Raw genomic sequence first — 16,754 nt, forward strand, 5'->3', positions numbered from 1 at the left:
TCCCTGGCGATCAATCGCCGGCTGCTTTGCGGGGCTTTTTCGCCGGCGCGGGTTTGCCGGAAGTCTTGGCCGGTTTCTTCCCGACCTTGCCGCCGAGGCTGCGCTTGAGCAGTTCGGTGAGGTCGATGACGTCGGCGGACTTGCGCGGCTCGTCGTCGCTGACCCGCTCGATATTCTCGATCTTGCCGGCATGGGCCTTTTTCTCCACCAGGGCCATGATCTTGTCCTGGAAGCTGTCGCGGTAATCGTCGGGCTGCCAGTCACCGCTCATGTCGTCGACCAGGCGCTTGGCCATGTCCAATTCGCCCTTGGTCAGCGTCGCATCGGTCACGTCGCGTCCCAGCGCCAGTTCGCCAAGGCTGCGCACCTCGGCGGGCCAGCGCAGCATCACCAGCACCAGGGCCGACTCCAGCGGCATCAGTGCCGCCAGGTGCTGACGGGTGTGCAGGACCACGTGGGTCAGGGCGACCTTTTTGGTTTTTGCCAGGGTCTCACGCAGCAGCGCGTAGACCTTGCCGCCGCGTTTGTCCGGCGCCAGGAAGTACGGGGTGTCGATGTTCTGCAGGGGGATCTGTTTACTGTCGACGAAGGCAAAGATGTCGATGGTCTGGGTCGAGGCTGGGTGTGCGGAGCGAATTTCATCCTCGCTCAACACCACATAGCGGCCTTTTTCGTATTGCACGCCCTTGACGATGTGCTCCTTGGTCACCTCTTTGCCGGTGACTTTATTGACCCTTTTGTAGCCCACCGGGTCCATGCTGCGCTGGTCCAGCCAATCGAAGTCGACGCCCTGGGAGGACGTCGCCGACACCAGCGACACGGGGATATGCACCAGTCCGAAACTGATTGCGCCTTTCCAGATTGAGCGTGCCATCACCGTTGCCTCCTACCCTGATGATCAGGTGACCGGCAGGGTTGGAGGAAAGTTTCCACGGATTGCCAAGCGTTAAAGGATGAGTGCTTGTAACACTTTGTCAGGGAGTATTTCCTTCACAGAGTCGAACCCTGCGCGTAGCGTGGTATCGAACGCCATGAAGCTGATGCAATGGAGGATCCCCACCATGAACAGATATTTACTGGCTGTTTCGCTGCTGACGTCGGCCGTGCTGGCCGGACCGGCCCAGGCGCTGGACGATCCGGAACGCGTTGCAGCGCTGGCCGGTCCCGAGTTGACCCTGGCGCAGAATCTGCCCGGTAACAACAACCCCTACAACAGCCCGATCCGCCGGGCCAATCCCAACAGCATGCAGGGCTCGCAGCCAGCGACGCCACCGGTCCGCGGCCCCAATACCGTGCCCGTACCGCGCCCGCCCACCCTGGATAACGGCGGCATCGGCAATGGCTATCCGCGCCCCGGTTCAACGCCGGCGCCGGTCAAGCCCTATGTCTCGCCGGCGCCGCCGCCCCGGGACCCGGACACCAGCAATCGCTGATCGAATTCATGACTGAAAAAGGATGTGTGCATGTGGCGTAAAACTCTTTTGGCCGGCCTTTGTGGGACTGCACTGGTGGCAACATGGCCAGCGTCTGCCGCTTCGCCCCAACAGATGCCGAGCGAGCAGGGCACCCTGGTGGTCACCGAAGTGACCCGTGGCCTCGAACACCCCTGGGCCCTGGCGTTCCTGCCCGATCAACAGGGCATGCTGGTGACCGAGCGCCCGGGCAACCTTCGTATCGTCAGCGCCGACGGCCAGCGTTCGGCACCCTTGAGTGGCGTGCCCAAGGTCTGGGCCAAGGGCCAGGGCGGTTTGCTCGATGTGGTGCTGTCGCCGGAATTCAAGACTGACCGCCTGGTTTACCTGTCGTATGCCGAGGGTGGCGGCGCCGGCGACAAGGCCGGGACGGCGGTGGGCCGTGGCAGGCTCTCGGCGGACCGCACGGCGTTGGAGAATTTCCAGGTGATTTTCCGCCAGGAACCCAAGCTGTCCACCAGCAACCACTTCGGCTCGCGCCTAGTGTTTGATCGCGACGGTTACCTGTTCATCACCCTGGGAGAGAACAACGTGCGGGAAACCGCCCAGGATCTCGACAAGCTGCAGGGCAAGGTCGTGCGGATCCGCCCCGACGGCCAGGTGCCCAGGGACAACCCTTTTGTCGGTCAAGCCGGGGTGCGCGAGGAAATCTGGTCCTACGGCCAACGCAATCCGCAGGGGGCGGCGCTCAACCCGTGGAGCGGCGAGCTGTGGGAGAACGAACATGGGCCCAAGGGGGGCGATGAAATCAACATCATCGGGCGCGGCAAGAATTACGGTTGGCCCTACGCCACCCACGGTATCAACTATTCCGGGCAACCGATCCCGGAAGCCAAGGGCAAGACGGTCGAAGGCGCGGTCGGCCCGCTGCATGTCTGGGAGCAGTCACCGGGTATCAGCGGCATGGCGTTCTACGATGGTGAGCGTTTCAAGGTCTGGCAGCACAACGTGTTCATGGGGGCGCTGGCCAGCCGCGAATTGATCCGCCTGCAACTGGAGGGCGACAAGGTCGTGCATGAGGAGCGTTTGCTGGGGGATCTCAAGGCGCGCATCCGCGATGTGCGCCTTGGGCCGGATGGCTACCTGTACCTGCTGACCGACGAGAGCGACGGGGTGCTGTACAAGGTCGGCCTGTAGCCGGTTACTCGGCCACGGCTTTACCGATCGTGGCCTCGGCCGACCAGATGCGATAGCGCACTTCCAGATCCTTGGGCACATAGAGGACGATCGGCAGCTTGCTGTTGTAGCGCAACATGAAGCCATCACCCACCACCGGCACGAAGCCCTGCGTGGTGGTGCCTTCGGGGCAGGCCATCAGGGTGCTCATCGGGCCGATCACCTTGTCGATCCGGTAGTACGGATAGCCCCAGCCTTCCAGGTTCTTTTCCTCGAGAATCCCGCCCAGGCGTGGCTTGTTGCAGTCCACGGGCAGGGTCTTACCGGCGATGATCTCGACCTGGTAATCCTCTTCAGTGTTTTTCGGCGCGAGTTGAATGACCAGCCGGGTGTGGCCTTTCTCGGCTTTCGGGAAAGGCGCGACATCTTCGAGCTTGGCCGCCAGGGCCTGGGTCGACAGGCTGGCCAGCAGCACGGCGAGGGCGCCGAGGTGAGGGGAACGCATAGTGCCTCCTTGCGTGGGAAATGAATGAATTCAGCGCGAGCATTTTTACTGTGGCGACGAATCATTGCAAATCGCAACCGGGCAAATTGCGGTAGGAATTATCCCGATTAAGGCGTTTTGCATGAGGCGAAAGGCCAGCTCCCAGGGCAAGTCGCTGATCCTTCGGCAGTTCGTCTCAAGCAGGGTTCGGCATGTTTTATGCGGTTCTTCTCTTGATGCCCAATAAAAATCGGTTCGATCAACGATCAAGAAGAAGGAGCGTTTAGTCATGTTTTTGTCTGCCCTGGAATTACGCAACATCATCGAAAGCAGTTTTTTGCCGAAACGCTGCCAATGCACCCTCTCACCAGAGTTATCGATGACCATCAAGGTGTTCGGTGACCACCAGACCGATCAGCTCGATTTGATAGTCACCGGCATAGACGCCAGCGCCTTGACCGGCTGCCGCGAAATCAACGAGCTGATTGCCGGGCTGCGCCAGGAATTGGCGAACAGGGCCGGCAATCAGCAACTCAGGGTCAGGGCCTTATAGGCTTCAGTTCTGATAGCTGCAGGCGTCCGACAGCTTTTGATAGGTGATGGCTTCCTGTTTGCCGACGTTATCGATGAAGGTCATTTGCGCGGTGATGACTTTGCAGTCCCAGGTCGCGGGTTCGGTCATTGAAATGACCTTTTCCACGTGCAGCGGCATGCCGTAGTGATAGGGCACGGGTTTGACCGGGCTGCTATCGGCCAGCGCGAAGCCGGACACAGCGCTGCAGGCGAGGGCAGAGACGAGCAACAGGGGGGGCATGTTCATGGAATTTCTCCAGTGCGGGCTTGAGTGGGCACGACCTTGCACAAGGTCGGCGCTGCCGCGCTGGGCGTCATCAGGGTTGGCGCGAACGCGGTCCAGTTACTCTTGGACTATAGAATTAACTGATCGTTACGCGGAATTTTCCGACTAAAGTCGTCTGCCGTGTCACCAGGCCCTCTGCGATCATTGCCGATCACTACCTGTCACTTCCCCCATCACTGCGGCGCTCGGTTGTCGGCCGGGTGAGCGCTGTGTGTTGTCTGCTGGAGCTTTACATGCGTCCCCCGTTTTCCCTCATCACCCCGCGCCCGTTCCTGGGCCTGGGCGCTGTCGTCCTGTGCGGCGGTTTTACCGCAACCAGCCATGCCGCCGGTTTTATTGACGACAGCAGCGCGCAACTGGAAGCGCGTACGGTGTATTTCAACCGCGACTTTCGTGATGGTCACAGCTCCAACCCCCAAGGCGCGTCCAAACGCGAAGAGTCGGCCCAGGGCTTTATTCTCAATCTGCAGTCGGGCTACAGCGAAGGCACCGTCGGCTTTGGCGTCGATGCCCTGGGCATGCTCGGGTTCAAGCTTGATTCCAGCCCCGGTAGCAGCAACAGCGGCCTGTTGCCTTCCTCGGGCTCCAACCCGCGAGGTTCGGAGGATCAGTACGCCAAGCTCGGCCTGACTGCCAAGGCCCGGGTCTCCCACAGTGTGCTCAAGTACGGCGCCTTGCTCCCGGACATGCCACTGCTCAAATACAACGACGGCCGCCTGCTGCCGACCCAGTTCAACGGTGCCTTGCTCACCTCCAGCGAGCTCAAGGACCTGACCTTCACCGCGGCGCGCCTGGACGGCTACACCGCCCGGGATTCCACCGACCGCCAGGACATCCGTGTGCACTGCAAGAACAAGCGTTACGCCTGCAATATCACTGCCGATCACTTTGATCTGTATGGCGTTGATTACCGCGTCAACGAGCGTCTGAGCGCCCAGTATCAGTATGCGGAGCTGGAAGATATCTACCGCCAGCACTTTATCGGCCTGCTGGGCAATCAACCGCTGGGTGTCGGGCGGTTGAAAGGCGATTTGCGGCTGCTCAGCAGCAGTGACAGTGGCGCCGCCCGTGCCGGTTCGATCGACAACCGCGCGCTCAGCGCCATGCTCGGCTACACCCTCAGCGGCCACACCTTCAGTGGCGGCTGGCAGCGGATGATCGGCGACAACTCCATGCCTTACCTGGATGGCAGCAACCCGTTCCTGGTCAACTACGTGCAGGTCAACGACTTCGCTGCAGCCCAGGAGCGTTCCTGGCAACTGCGCTACGACTATGACTTCAAGGCCATCGGCATCAATGGACTTAGCTTTCTCACCCGCTATGTCAACGGCGACCGGATCAAGGTTGCCGGGAGCGACGAGGAGGGCAAGGAGTGGGAGCGTGACAGCGAGCTCAAGTACGTGGTGCAAAGCGGCACCTTCAAAGACCTGAGCCTGCGCCTGCGTAGCGCCACCTACCGGACCAACTACGCACAAGTGGCCCGGGATGTGGACGAAACGCGGTTGATCGTCAGTTACAACTTTTCGCTGCTGTGAGGCTGCGGCTCCTTCCCTGGCAGGCTCGGTCCTACAGGGAGCGATCACTCCGGTTTTGAAATCGTTACGCTGACCGTAACGATTCGCCACTGACCTTGATTGATGCCTTCATCCCTTGCTCCTAATGTGACTCCACGACAGCGAACCCCGTGGAGTGAGCATGACAACAACAATATCCCCCGACTCGCGCTGGACGCGCCGACGCAGCGAAAAGCAGCGGCGGCTCGAGCAGGTGCGTGGCTTGGCCGACGGTGTGGTGTTGCCCACCGACAACATCGTCGCCGCCCTGCAGGCGTTGATCCTGCCGGGCGATCGCGTGGTGCTCGAAGGCAATAACCAGAAGCAGGCGGACTTTCTTTCGCGCGCCCTGGCCAAGGCCGATCCGGCGATCCTGCATGACCTGCACATGATCATGCCCAGTGTCGGCCGCGCCGAGCACCTGGACCTGTTCGAACGCGGCATCGCCCGCAAGCTCGACTTCTCCTTCGCCGGCACCCAGAGCCTGCGCATCAGCCAGTTGCTCGAAGACGGCCTGCTGGAAATCGGCGCGATCCACACCTACATCGAACTCTATGCACGGCTGGTGGTGGACCTGATTCCCAACGTGGTGCTCTCGGCCGGTTTCATGGCCGACCGCGCCGGCAACATCTACACCGGCCCCAGCACCGAAGATACCCCGGCGCTGATCGAACCGGCCGCGTTCAGCGACGGCATCGTGATCGTCCAGGTCAACCAGTTGGTGGACGACGTCAGCGAGTTGCCTCGGGTCGACATTCCTGCCTCCTGGGTCGACTTCGTGGTGGTCGCCGATAAGCCGTTTTACATTGAACCCTTGTTCACCCGCGACCCCCGGCATATCAAGCCGGTGCACGTGCTGATGGCGATGATGGCGATTCGCGGGATCTATGAAAAACACAAAGTGCAGTCCCTCAACCACGGCATTGGTTTCAACACCGCCGCCATCGAACTGATCCTGCCGACCTACGGCGAGTCCCTGGGTCTCAAGGGCAAGATCTGCCGCAACTGGACGCTCAATCCGCACCCGACGCTGATTCCGGCGATTGAAAGCGGCTGGGTCGAAAGCGTGCATTGCTTCGGCACCGAACTGGGCATGGAACACTACATCGCAGCACGCCCGGATGTGTTTTTCACCGGCCGCGACGGCTCGCTGCGCTCCAACCGGATGGTCTGCCAACTGGCCGGGCAATATGCCGTCGACCTGTTTATCGGCGCCACCTTGCAGGTCGACGGCGACGGTCATTCCTCCACCGTGACCCGCGGCCGCCTGGCCGGTTTCGGTGGCGCGCCGAACATGGGTCACGACCCGCGCGGGCGGCGTCACGGCACCCCGGCGTGGCTCGACATGCGCCACGGCGACGGTCCCGAAGCCCTGCTCGAACGCGGCAAGAAGCTGGTGGTGCAGATGGTCGAGACGTTCCAGGAGGGCGGCAAACCGACCTTCGTCGAAACCCTGGATGCGGTCGAGGTGGCGAAGAAAAGCGGCATGCCCCTGGCGCCGATCATGATCTACGGCGACGACGTCACCCACCTGCTGACCGAAGAAGGCATTGCCTACCTGTACAAGGCGCGCTCGCTCGAAGAGCGCCAGGCGATGATCGCCGCCGTGGCCGGGGTCACCGCCATTGGCTTGCGGCACAACCCCAAGGACACCGCGCGGATGCGCCGCGAAGGCTTGATCGCCTGGCCCGAGGACCTCGGCATCCGCCGCACCGATGCCAGCCGCGAACTGCTGGCGGCGAAAAGCGTCGCCGACCTGGTGCAGTGGTCCGGTGGTCTGTACAACCCGCCCGGCAAATTCAGGAGCTGGTAATGCACGCACTCAACCTGCAACCTCAAACGCTGTGCCTGGCCCAGCAACTGGCTGACCTGGCGGTGGACGCGCTGATCGACGAGGCCGATCTGTCGCCCAAGCCGGCGCTGGTGGACCGGCGCGGCAATGGCGCCCACAGCGATCTGCACCTGGGCCTGATGCACGCTTCGGCGTTGTCGCTGTGGCCGGCGTTCAAGTCCATGGCCGACGCGGCCCTCGACCTGGGGCGCATCGATCTGCCGTTGCGCGAAGCCCTGGGGCGAATCGGCCGCGACGGTGAGCAAGCGATGCTGAGCACCACCGCCGGGGTCAATACGCACCGGGGCGGCATCTGGGCCCTGGGCCTGCTGGTCGCCGCTGCCGCACTCGATCCGCAGCGCTTGAGTGCCGGCGCCATGACCCTGCGCGCCGCACGCCTGGCCTTGCTCGAGGATCGGTATGCGCCACGGCCATTGAGTCACGGCGCGCAAGTGGCCCTGCGTTATGGCGTGCGCGGTGCCAGGGAAGAAGCGCAACAGGGCTTCCCGGCAGTAACCCGGCGCGCACTGCCGCAACTGCAGCGCAGCCGCGCCGCTGGTCATGGCGAGCAGAACGCTCGGCTGGATGCGTTGCTGGCGATCATGAGCCAGTTGGACGACACCTGCGTGCTCTATCGCGCCGGCACTCAGGGCCTGTTGACCATGCAACGCGGCGCGCAAGCCGTGCTCGACGCCGGCGGCAGTGCCAGCCTCGCCGGGCGTCGGCTGTTGCACGAGCTGGACCACCAATTAATCGCATTGAATGCCTCGCCCGGCGGTGCTGCGGACTTGCTCGCAGCCTGCCTGTTCATCGACCGCGTCGAATCGGGCGGCCTCAATCAGGGAGTGTTGTGATGCAAACCTTGTCCTTTGAATTTGCCGCCGGGCAACCGCCACGGGGCCGCGCGCTGGTCGGCTGTGTCGGCTCCGGCGACCTGGAAGTGCTGATCGAACCGGGCCAGCCGGGCACCTTGAGTATCCGTGTGCAGACTTCTGTGAACGGCAGCGAGCAACGCTGGCAGCAGGTGTTTGCGCGGATGTTCGAGGGCCAGGTGCCCGCGGCGATGGCCATCGACATTCATGATTTCGGCGCCACCCCCGGCGTGGTTCGCCTGCGTCTGGAGCAGGGTTTCGAGGAGCTCGGCCATGACTGATACCCAGGCGTTGTTGAATCAACACAGTTTCGTCGAACTGGGTGCCCGACAACGGGCCAAAGCCTTGCTCGCCCCCGGCAGTTTTCGCGAACTGATTGATCCGTTCCAGCGGCTCATGTCGCCCTGGCTGGAGCGTCAGGGCGTTGTGCCGCAAGCCGATGACGGCGTGGTGATCGCCAAGGGCAGCATTGGCGGTTTGCCGGTGGTGATCGCGGCCATTGAAGGCGCGTTCCAGGGCGGCAGCCTCGGTGAAGTCGGCGGGGCGAAGATTGCCGGGGCGCTGGAGCTGGCCGCCGAGGATAACCGCAACGGCATCGCCACTCGTGCCGTGCTGCTGCTGGAAACCGGCGGAGTACGGCTGCAGGAAGCCAACCTCGGGCTGGCGGCGATTGCCGATATTCACGCGGCGATTGTCGAGTTGCGTCAGTACCAGCCCGTGGTGGGGGTGGTGGCGGGCAGTGTCGGCTGTTTTGGCGGCATGTCGATTGCGGCGGGGTTGTGCAGTTACTTGCTGGTGACCCGCGAAGCTCGTCTCGGCCTCAACGGCCCGCAGGTGATCGAACAGGAAGCCGGACTTGAGGAATACGACTCCCGCGATCGGCCCTTCATCTGGAGCCTGACCGGTGGCGAGCAACGTTTTGCCAGCGGCCTGGTGGATGCCTACGTGGCCGACGACGTGGCGCAGATTCGCGATCAGGTCGAGACGCTGCTGCGACACGGCTTGCCGGCGCAACCACGCAGCCGCCAGAGCGCCTGGTACCTGCAGCGCCTGGCGAGTCTGGACGCTGGTCCACAAATCGAGCCGGCAACGGTGCGCGAGCTGTATCAAGGAGAGCGGTCATGAGTGCTTATTCCCTGCGGGGCTTGAACTGGTTCAACGCCTTGAGCGCTGGCGGCAAAGGCGTGCAAGGCTTGCCGGCTTCACTGCGTGTCGCCGATGGTCAGATGGCGGAACAGCCGGTGCGTTGGGTTGCCGTGGTTGCCGACCCTGACAACCGCTTTGTCCGTGCGCGCCAGGGCGAGGTCGGGCTGCTTGAAGGCTGGGGCCTGGCCAAGGCCGTGGATGAGGTGATTGAGGCCGACCAGGGCAAGGCCGCCAAGCGCGCGATTATCGCCATCGTCGATGTGCCCAGCCAGGCCTATGGTCGCCGCGAGGAAGCGCTGGGTATCCATCAGGCGCTGGCCGCTGCGGCCGACAGTTACGCCCGGGCACGTCTGGCTGGGCACGCGGTGATTGGATTATTGGTCGGCAAGGCCATGTCCGGGGCATTCCTGGCCCACGGTTACCAGGCCAATCGCTTGATCGCCTTGCGCGACCCCGGGGTGATGGTGCATGCGATGGGCAAAGCCTCGGCGGCGCGGGTGACCCTGCGCAGTGTCGAAGAGCTGGAAGCGCTGGCTGCCAGCGTGCCGCCGATGGCCTATGACATCGACAGCTATGCCAGCCTCGGCCTGCTCTGGGAAACCCTGTCGGTGGAACGCATCGAACAGCCGAGCGAGGATGATCTGGCGCGGGTGCGCCACTGCCTGGCGCAGGCGATTGCCGATGTCGCCAGCAGCGGTACGGATTTGCACGGACGGCTGGGGGCAAGTAACCGCGCTGCCTCGAGCCGGGTCCGCGAACTGTTGCGCGAGCAGTGGTGAGCGCCGTGCTGGCCCACGATTTGCTCTGGGGCATGAGCCCGGCGCAGTTGCCTGCGGATGCGCCGACCTGGGCATGCGCGGTGTTGGCCCAGGGCCAGCCGGTGGTGGTGCGCCGCGCACTGGCGACCCCTGGTCAGGTGGCGGTCGGCGTGCGCGGGCCATTGCGCGAGCAACGCTACGCCAGCTTCATGGCGGTCGAGTCGATCAGCCGCTGCGTGCGACCGGAGCAGTTATGTCACGTCGAGTCTGTGCGTGATCTGCCAGCCCTCAGGGCGCTGGCGCTGTTGCGCGGGCTGCTTGATGAGGGTGGGTTGATCTGGGGTGTCAGCGGCAGCGCTGGCTTTGAATTGGCCAGTGGTGTGCGTGCACTGCATCAACAAAGCGATCTGGATTTGATCCTGCGCACCCCTGAACCCCTGGACCGAGATCTGGCGCGGGCTTTGTTGCAGCAACTCGAAGCGGTCGAGTGCCGGGTCGATCTGCAATTGCAGACGCCCCAAGGCGCCGTGGCGCTGGCCGAGTGGGCGGGCACGTCCAGTCGGGTGTTGCTGAAGAACGCCCGTCAGGCCTGCCTGGTCAGCGATCCGTGGCAGCCGCTGGAGTGCGCAGCATGAGCAGCCTGTTGGTGTTTCCCGGCCAGGGCACGCAGCAGCCGGGCATGCTCCACGGCTTGCCGGCGGATACCCTGGAGGAGGCCAGTGATTGGCTCGGCGAGGACGTACTGCGGCTGGATTCGTTGCAAGCCTTGCAATCGACCCGGGCAGTGCAGTTGTGTTTGTTGATCGCCGGCGTCGCGGCCTCTCGGCAGTTGATGCAAGGCGAGCTGACCGTCGACTACGTGGCGGGCCTGTCCATCGGTGCGTATCCGGCGGCGGTGGTGGCGGGTGCTCTGGGCTTTGCCGATGCGCTGAAACTGGTCAGCCTGCGCGGTGAATTGATGCAGGAGACTTATCCGCAAGGCTATGGCATGACCGCGATCATCGGCCTGGAATTGGCAGCCGTCGAAAGTTTGCTGGGGCGGGTTCACAGCGAGGCGACGCCGGTGTATCTGGCCAACATCAATGCCGACAATCAGTGCGTGATCGCCGGCAGTGATGCGGCCATGCAGGCGGTGGCCGAGTTGGCCCGCAAGCAGGGCGCGGGCCTGGCCAAGCGTCTTGCTGTCAGCGTGCCGTCGCACTGCCCGTTGCTGGCGCAGCCAGCGCAGGCACTGGCCGAGGCGTTCGCTCAGGTGGACATGCGTCTGCCACGCCTGGCCTATCTGAGTGGCAACTGTGCACGGCCGATCCGTTCGGTCGAGGCGCTGCGCGATGATCTGGCGTTCAACATGTGCCGGGTCGTCGACTGGCGCGGCACGGTGCAGGGCGCCTATGAGCGCGGCGTGCGCCTGCAGATTGAATTGCCGCCCGGTGCGGTGCTGACCGGGCTGGCGCGACGGGTGTTCGCCCAGGGCAGCGTAATGGCGTTTGCCGGCGCACGCCTGGACACCCTGCAAGCGTTGTTGCGTGAGGAGGGAAGCCGCCACTCCTAGACCGCGATGCAAGGCTTCGAACAACAAAAACAACAGACAACGATGCATTTCGAGGAAGACGACGATGATTATCTACGGTGTGGCGCTATTGGCAATTTGTACGCTGGCAGGGGTGATAGTGGGTGACCTGCTGGGGGTGTTGCTGGGGGTGAAATCCAACGTCGGCGGGGTGGGGATTGCGATGATCCTGCTGATCTGCGCCCGGTTGTGGATGCACAAGCGTGGCGGCCTGAGCCACGAATGCGAAATGGGCGTCGGCTTTTGGGGCGCGATGTACATCCCGGTGGTGGTGGCCATGGCCGCGCAACAGAATGTGGTCACCGCGCTGCACGGTGGCCCGGTAGCGGTACTCGCGGCCATCGGCTCGGTGCTGCTGTGCGGCGGCACCATTGCCCTGATCAGTCGCACCCACAAGGGTGAACCGTTGCCGGCTTTGCCGAGCGACCTGACTGCCACCCCGAATGGAGCGCGCTGATATGTGGGACATCATCGAGAAAGGTCTGGAGCATAATGGTCTGGTCACCGCCTTCGCGTTTGTCGGCGTGATCATGTGGATTTCGGTGGTGCTGTCCAAGCGCCTGACCTTCGGGCGCATCCATGGCTCGGCGATTGCCATCGTGATTGGCCTGGTGCTGGCCTGGGTTGGCGGCACCATGACCGGTGGCCAGAAAGGCCTGGCGGACCTGACGTTGTTCTCCGGGATCGGCCTGATGGGCGGGGCGATGCTTCGCGATTTTGCGATCGTTGCCACGGCTTTTGAGGTGCAGGCCACGGAAGCGCGCAAGGCCGGCATGATAGGCGTCGTCGCCTTGCTGCTGGGTACTGTGCTGCCGTTTATTGTCGGGGCCTGCATCGCCTGGCTGTTCGGTTATCGCGATGCGGTGAGCATGACCACCATTGGCGCGGGCGCGGTGACCTACATCGTCGGGCCGGTGACCGGCGCGGCGATTGGCGCCAGTTCCGATGTGGTTGCGCTGTCGATTGCCACTGGCCTGATCAAGGCGATCCTGGTGATGGTCTGCACGCCCATGGCGGCGCGTTGGATGGGCCTGGACAACCCGCGTTCGGCGATGGTTTTCGGTGGTCTGGCCGGCACCGTCAGCGGCGTGACCGCCGGGCTGGCCGCCACCGATCGGCGCCTGGTGCCTTACGGTGCGCTGACCGCCACCTTCCACACGGGCCTGGGCTGCCTGTTGGGGCCATCGTTGTTGTACTTCATCGTCCGTGCGCTGGTGGGCTGAGCCACTTCACGCATGCCGGTTGGCGTACATCCGGCATTCGGCCAACAGCGCCAGCAGGTTCGGGTCACGCTCCTTGGCCTTGAGGAACACCACGCCAATGTGCTGCTGCAGGCGGTAACGCGCCTGCAGCGGGATCAGCTTGACCCGGTTTTCGTAGACCGCCGCAATGCGCCCTGGCAGCAGGGCGTAACCCACTTCGGAACTGACCATGCTCAGCAGGGTGAAGATGTCATTGACCTGCATCGCCACCTTCGGCTCGAACCCGGCCTGCTTGAACACGCGGTTACTGTCCTGGTGAGTGGCGAAGCCCTGGGTCAGGGTGATGAAGGTCTCGTCGCGGACCTCGGCGAGGTCGACTTCGGTGCGCTGGGCAAACCGTGAATTGATCGGCGAGGCGAGGAAGATGTCATCGGAAAACAGCTGGATCTGCGCGCAGTCCGGGTCGTTGACGCTGTCGTCCAGTGACACCAGGATCGCGTCGACTTCCATGTTCTTGAGCTTGTACAGCAGGTCGAAGTTGGAGCCCAGGATCAGGTCGATATTGAGTTCGCTGCGGCGCAGTTTGAGGCCCATGATCAACTGCGGCACAGTCTTGACCGTCAGTGAATACAGCGAGCCAAGCTTGAAGCGTTCAGCCGAGAAGCCGGCGGCTTCGCGGGTCAGGCGTACAGTTTCGACCACATCACCAATCAGCTTTTGCGCCCGCTCCTCGAGCACGTAGGCGCTTTCCAGTGGCGTCAGGTTGCGCCCTTCATGCTTGAATAGCGGACAGCGCAGGGCACTTTCCAGCGAATGGATGGCGCGGTGCACGCTGACGTTGCTGGTCTCCAGTTCCGCGGCGGCACGCGACAGATTGCCGGTGCGCATGTAGACCAGGAACACCTCGAGTTTCTTCAGGGACAGTTCTTCGTCGATCAGCATCGCCGGGCCTCGTGTGGGGTTGGCAGATTGTGCACTAGCAGAGCGGGGAGGCGCGAGCTTGCTGGCGATGGCGGCGTGTCGGGCGCTGCGTGTGCTGGATCTGCCGGCCCCTTCCCGAGCAAGCTCGGTCCCACAGAGCTAGTTGGACGGCGACAATGTCAGGCCACATGCACCTGCAACGGAGCATTGTCGGCCAGCAGCCGTTCAATGGCGCCCGCCAGCAGACTGTGCAGCAGGCGCTCGCGTTCGCGGGGGGGCAGGGGGTGGTGTTGCAACCAGCCGGGGGCGTTGTTGAGGAGGCTGGCGATGGCGTGGCCGGCGGCTTGCAGTGCAGGTTCGCTCAAAGACGATACGGGGCACAACACGCGGATCAGCCGTTGCTCATAACCCAACTGCAACTGGCGAACCTGCGCCTGTTGTTCTTCATTCAGGCAACTGCTGTCGCGTTCCACCAGGCGGAAATGCCAGGGCATGTCCTGGTGCAGCTTTAGGTGCGCCTGGATCAGCGGTTGCAGGCGATCGAGGGAGCGCCGCCGTTCAATGCGGGCCAGAGTCGCCAGCAGTTCTTCGTAGAATTCTTCGATCAAATCCAGCAGCAGGTGCTGTTTGCTCGGGTAGTGGTGATACAGCGAACCTGGGGTCAGCCCCAGGTACGCTGCCAGCTCACGCATGCCGACCTGGCCAAAGCCCTTGCTGGCGAACAGCTCCAGGGCTTTGTCGCGGCTGTCCGCGAAGCGCGAGCAGCGCTCAGTCGTAGGCATGGAAGCCGCGCCCGGTCTTGCGACCCAGATAACCCGCCGCGACCATTTCCTTGAGCAAGGGCGCGGGGCGGTATTTGCTGTCGTTGAAGCCGTCGTAGAAGGCTTGCATGATCGCCAGCAGGGTATCCAGGCCAATCAGGTCGGCCAACGCCAGCGGACCGATCGGCTGGTTGCAGCCCAGGCGCATGCCGGCGTCGATGTCCTCGGCGTTGGCCAGGCCTTCCTGTAGCACCAGCACTGCTTCGTTGATCATCGGCACGAGGATGCGGTTGACCACGAAGCCCGGACGGTTGCCCGCCGTGATCGCGGTCTTGCCCAGGCGCTCGGCCATGGCCAGGGCCAGGGCGTGTGTCGCGTCGCTGGTTTGCAGGCCACGGATCACTTCGATCAGCGCCATCACCGGCACCGGGTTGAAGAAATGCAGGCCGATGAAGCGCTCAGGATGGCTGACACTGGCTGCCAACTGAGTGATCGACAGCGACGAGGTATTCGACGCAATCACGCACTCACTGCCGACCTGAGCCGCCGCCTGTTGCAGCAAACGCAGCTTGAGGTCGAGGTTCTCGGTGGCCGCCTCGATCACCAGTTGCACGCCGTGCAGGCTGGCGTAGTCAGTGCTGGTGGCAATCTTGTCGAGGGCCGCCACCTTCTGCTCTTCACTCAGGGTGCCCTTGCTGACCTGGCGATCGAGGTTTTTGCCGACCGTCGCCAGGGCCTTTTGCAAGGCGCTGTCGGCAATGTCGATCAGGGTCACGTTGAAGCCGGCCACCGCGCACACTTGCGCGATGCCGTTGCCCATGGTGCCGGCGCCGATGACGCCAATGTTCTGCAGATTCATGGTCAGGTCCTTGCTCACACGCGCTCGAACAGCACGGCGATGCCTTGGCCGCCGCCGATGCACATGGTCGCCAGGGCGTAGCGGCCCTGCACGCGGTGCAGTTCGTGGATGGCTTTGGTGGCGATGATCGCGCCGGTCGCGCCCACTGGGTGGCCCAGGGAAATGCCGGAACCGTTAGGGTTGACCTTCTCCGGATCGAAGCCCAGTTCTTGAGCCACGGCGCAAGCCTGGGCGGCGAAGGCTTCATTGGACTCGATGACGTCGAGGTCGGCGACGGTCAGGCCGGCGCGCTCCAGCACCAGGCGGGTGGCCGGGATTGGACCGAGGCCCATCATGGCCGGGTCGACACCGGCGTGGGCGTAACCGACGATCCGCGCCATCGGCTTCAGGCCTTGCTCTTCCACCAGCTTGCCGGTGGCCAGGACTAGCGCACCGGCGCCGTCGTTGAGGCCCGAGGCGTTGCCGGCGGTGACGCTGCCGTCTTTCTTGAACGCCGGTTTCATGCGCTGCAGTTGCTCGCTGCTGGCGTCTTCACGCACGTGCTCATCGGTGGCGAAGGACACCGGACCTTTGCGGGTCGGCACTTCGATCGGCACGATCTGGCTGTCGAAACGACCTTCGGCAATGGCGCGCACGGCACGTTGCTGACTTTGCAGGGCCAGGGCGTCCTGAGCTTCGCGGGTGATGCCGAAGTGTTCAGCAATGTTTTCCGCGGTGATGCCCATGTGGATGCCGGCGAACGGGTCGTGCAGGGCGCCGAGCATGTAGTCGATGCCCTGGATGTTGCCCATGCGCGCACCCCAGCGAGCTTGCGGCAGCAGGTAGGCGCCACGGCTCATGGATTCGACACCACCGGCCAGGGCGGCATCGGCATCACCGAGCATCAGGCTCTGAGCGGCGCTGACAATCGCCTGCAGGCCGGAGCCGCACAGACGGTTGACGTTGAAGGCCGGGGTTTCCTTGGGCAGGCCGGCGTTCATCGAGATCACGCGGGACAGGTAGGCGTCGCGGGTTTCGGTCGGGATCACGTGGCCCATCACGGTGTGGCCGATTTTTTCCGGGGCCAGGCCCGAGCGCTCGATGGCCGCACGGGCGACGGTGGTGCCCAGGTCGATCGGCGCCACGTCCTTGAGCGAGCCGCCAAAACCGCCGATCGCGGAACGCACGGCGCTGAGGACAAAAATATCGGAATGCTTCATGGGGAACCCCTGGGTCTCGTGGGACGCGCGTCGCTCACGTACTATGGTCGGCGCCGCGCTGATGTCGGTTGAAGTTGCAGGCACGCCAAGCGGTCACTGCAAGTGATGGCATCGAGTCTAGGGTTTGCCGCGACGGTTCGCCTATGCCGCA

Annotated in this window: 21 protein-coding genes; 13 read left to right on the top strand and 8 right to left on the bottom strand. The window is 63.6% G+C overall.

Features of this window, described 5'->3' with window-relative positions:
• Nucleotides 1-10: 10 nt before the first annotated feature.
• Complete coding sequence (gene ku, locus KW062_RS13515; protein WP_105755758.1) at nt 11-874, bottom strand: non-homologous end joining protein Ku; 864 nt, start codon at nt 872-874, stop codon at nt 11-13.
• A 187-nt stretch (nt 875-1,061) separates the two neighbouring features.
• On the opposite strand from ku, the gene KW062_RS13520 reads away from it, so the two are divergent.
• The gene (locus KW062_RS13520) at nt 1,062-1,433 is read left to right on the top strand and encodes a hypothetical protein (RefSeq protein WP_027618392.1); all 372 of its coding nucleotides are present in this window, start codon (nt 1,062-1,064) and stop codon (nt 1,431-1,433) included.
• Between the two features lie 30 nt (nt 1,434-1,463).
• Nucleotides 1,464-2,609: a PQQ-dependent sugar dehydrogenase gene (locus tag KW062_RS13525; RefSeq protein ID WP_027618391.1), complete on the top strand. Its 1,146-nt coding sequence runs from the start codon at nt 1,464-1,466 to the stop codon at nt 2,607-2,609.
• A gap of 4 nt (nt 2,610-2,613) precedes the next feature.
• Here the strand turns inward: KW062_RS13525 and eco are convergent, their stop codons facing one another.
• Together eco and KW062_RS13535 are read right to left on the bottom strand one after the other, a co-directional pair.
• Nucleotides 2,614-3,093, bottom strand: a complete 480-nt coding sequence (gene eco / locus KW062_RS13530) for a serine protease inhibitor ecotin (RefSeq protein WP_027618390.1) — start codon at nt 3,091-3,093, stop codon at nt 2,614-2,616.
• 45 nt (nt 3,094-3,138) lie between these two features.
• The gene (locus KW062_RS13535) at nt 3,139-3,459 is read right to left on the bottom strand and encodes a hypothetical protein (RefSeq protein ID WP_177433279.1); all 321 of its coding nucleotides are present in this window, start codon (nt 3,457-3,459) and stop codon (nt 3,139-3,141) included.
• Here KW062_RS13535 and KW062_RS13540 point away from each other — a divergent pair.
• Nucleotides 3,362-3,625, top strand: coding sequence for a DUF1652 domain-containing protein (locus KW062_RS13540; protein ID WP_105755757.1), 264 nt, complete (start codon nt 3,362-3,364; stop codon nt 3,623-3,625). The genes KW062_RS13535 and KW062_RS13540 overlap by 98 nt on opposite strands.
• A gap of 3 nt (nt 3,626-3,628) precedes the next feature.
• Here KW062_RS13540 and KW062_RS13545 read toward each other — a convergent pair whose 3' ends face one another.
• The gene (locus KW062_RS13545) at nt 3,629-3,892 is read right to left on the bottom strand and encodes a DUF2790 domain-containing protein (RefSeq protein ID WP_027618388.1); all 264 of its coding nucleotides are present in this window, start codon (nt 3,890-3,892) and stop codon (nt 3,629-3,631) included.
• A 272-nt stretch (nt 3,893-4,164) separates the two neighbouring features.
• Here KW062_RS13545 and KW062_RS13550 point away from each other — a divergent pair, with 272 nt between their 5' ends.
• From KW062_RS13550 to madM, 10 genes are all read left to right on the top strand, one after another.
• On the top strand, nt 4,165-5,466 hold the full coding sequence (locus KW062_RS13550) for an OprD family porin (RefSeq protein ID WP_105755756.1): 1,302 nt from the start codon (nt 4,165-4,167) through the stop codon (nt 5,464-5,466).
• A 160-nt stretch (nt 5,467-5,626) separates the two neighbouring features.
• A complete protein-coding gene (gene mdcA / locus KW062_RS13555) occupies nt 5,627-7,297 on the top strand; it encodes a malonate decarboxylase subunit alpha (protein WP_105755755.1) in 1,671 nt (556 codons plus the stop codon).
• Entirely contained in the window at nt 7,297-8,169 is an 873-nt protein-coding gene (locus tag KW062_RS13560; protein ID WP_027618385.1) for a triphosphoribosyl-dephospho-CoA synthase, read from the top strand. Before mdcA ends, KW062_RS13560 begins: the two co-directional genes overlap by 1 nt.
• Complete coding sequence (locus tag KW062_RS13565) at nt 8,169-8,468, top strand: malonate decarboxylase subunit delta (protein ID WP_027618384.1); 300 nt, start codon at nt 8,169-8,171, stop codon at nt 8,466-8,468. The genes KW062_RS13560 and KW062_RS13565 overlap by 1 nt, the downstream gene beginning before the upstream one ends.
• Nucleotides 8,461-9,312, top strand: coding sequence for a biotin-independent malonate decarboxylase subunit beta (locus KW062_RS13570; RefSeq protein WP_027618383.1), 852 nt, complete (start codon nt 8,461-8,463; stop codon nt 9,310-9,312). Before KW062_RS13565 ends, KW062_RS13570 begins: the two co-directional genes overlap by 8 nt.
• Nucleotides 9,309-10,112, top strand: coding sequence for a biotin-independent malonate decarboxylase subunit gamma (mdcE, locus tag KW062_RS13575; protein WP_027618382.1), 804 nt, complete (start codon nt 9,309-9,311; stop codon nt 10,110-10,112). Before KW062_RS13570 ends, mdcE begins: the two co-directional genes overlap by 4 nt.
• Nucleotides 10,106-10,726, top strand: a complete 621-nt coding sequence (locus KW062_RS13580; protein ID WP_027618381.1) for a malonate decarboxylase holo-ACP synthase — start codon at nt 10,106-10,108, stop codon at nt 10,724-10,726. The genes mdcE and KW062_RS13580 overlap by 7 nt, the downstream gene beginning before the upstream one ends.
• Nucleotides 10,723-11,643 (top strand): malonate decarboxylase subunit epsilon, encoded by a 921-nt coding sequence (gene mdcH, locus KW062_RS13585; protein WP_027618380.1) that lies wholly within the window; start codon nt 10,723-10,725, stop codon nt 11,641-11,643. Before KW062_RS13580 ends, mdcH begins: the two co-directional genes overlap by 4 nt.
• Nucleotides 11,644-11,707: 64 nt before the next feature.
• The gene (madL, locus tag KW062_RS13590) at nt 11,708-12,118 is read left to right on the top strand and encodes a malonate transporter subunit MadL (protein WP_027618379.1); all 411 of its coding nucleotides are present in this window, start codon (nt 11,708-11,710) and stop codon (nt 12,116-12,118) included.
• A 1-nt stretch (nt 12,119) separates the two neighbouring features.
• The gene (gene madM, locus KW062_RS13595) at nt 12,120-12,884 is read left to right on the top strand and encodes a malonate transporter subunit MadM (RefSeq protein WP_027618378.1); all 765 of its coding nucleotides are present in this window, start codon (nt 12,120-12,122) and stop codon (nt 12,882-12,884) included.
• A 6-nt stretch (nt 12,885-12,890) separates the two neighbouring features.
• Here madM and KW062_RS13600 read toward each other — a convergent pair whose 3' ends face one another.
• The 4 genes from KW062_RS13600 to KW062_RS13615 all read right to left on the bottom strand — a co-directional run bounded on the left by KW062_RS13600 (nt 12,891) and on the right by KW062_RS13615 (nt 16,603).
• The gene (locus tag KW062_RS13600) at nt 12,891-13,805 is read right to left on the bottom strand and encodes a LysR family transcriptional regulator (RefSeq protein ID WP_027618377.1); all 915 of its coding nucleotides are present in this window, start codon (nt 13,803-13,805) and stop codon (nt 12,891-12,893) included.
• Nucleotides 13,806-13,963: 158 nt separating this feature from the next.
• Entirely contained in the window at nt 13,964-14,566 is a 603-nt protein-coding gene (locus KW062_RS13605) for a TetR/AcrR family transcriptional regulator (protein WP_027618376.1), read from the bottom strand.
• Complete coding sequence (locus KW062_RS13610) at nt 14,553-15,404, bottom strand: 3-hydroxybutyryl-CoA dehydrogenase (protein WP_105755754.1); 852 nt, start codon at nt 15,402-15,404, stop codon at nt 14,553-14,555. The genes KW062_RS13605 and KW062_RS13610 overlap by 14 nt, the downstream gene beginning before the upstream one ends.
• 14 nt (nt 15,405-15,418) lie before the next feature.
• Nucleotides 15,419-16,603: an acetyl-CoA C-acyltransferase family protein gene (locus KW062_RS13615; RefSeq protein ID WP_027618374.1), complete on the bottom strand. Its 1,185-nt coding sequence runs from the start codon at nt 16,601-16,603 to the stop codon at nt 15,419-15,421.
• Between the last annotated feature and the right edge of the window lie 151 nt (nt 16,604-16,754).

The sequence above is a fragment of the Pseudomonas fluorescens genome, assembly GCF_019212185.1.
Lineage (GTDB): Bacteria > Pseudomonadota > Gammaproteobacteria > Pseudomonadales > Pseudomonadaceae > Aquipseudomonas.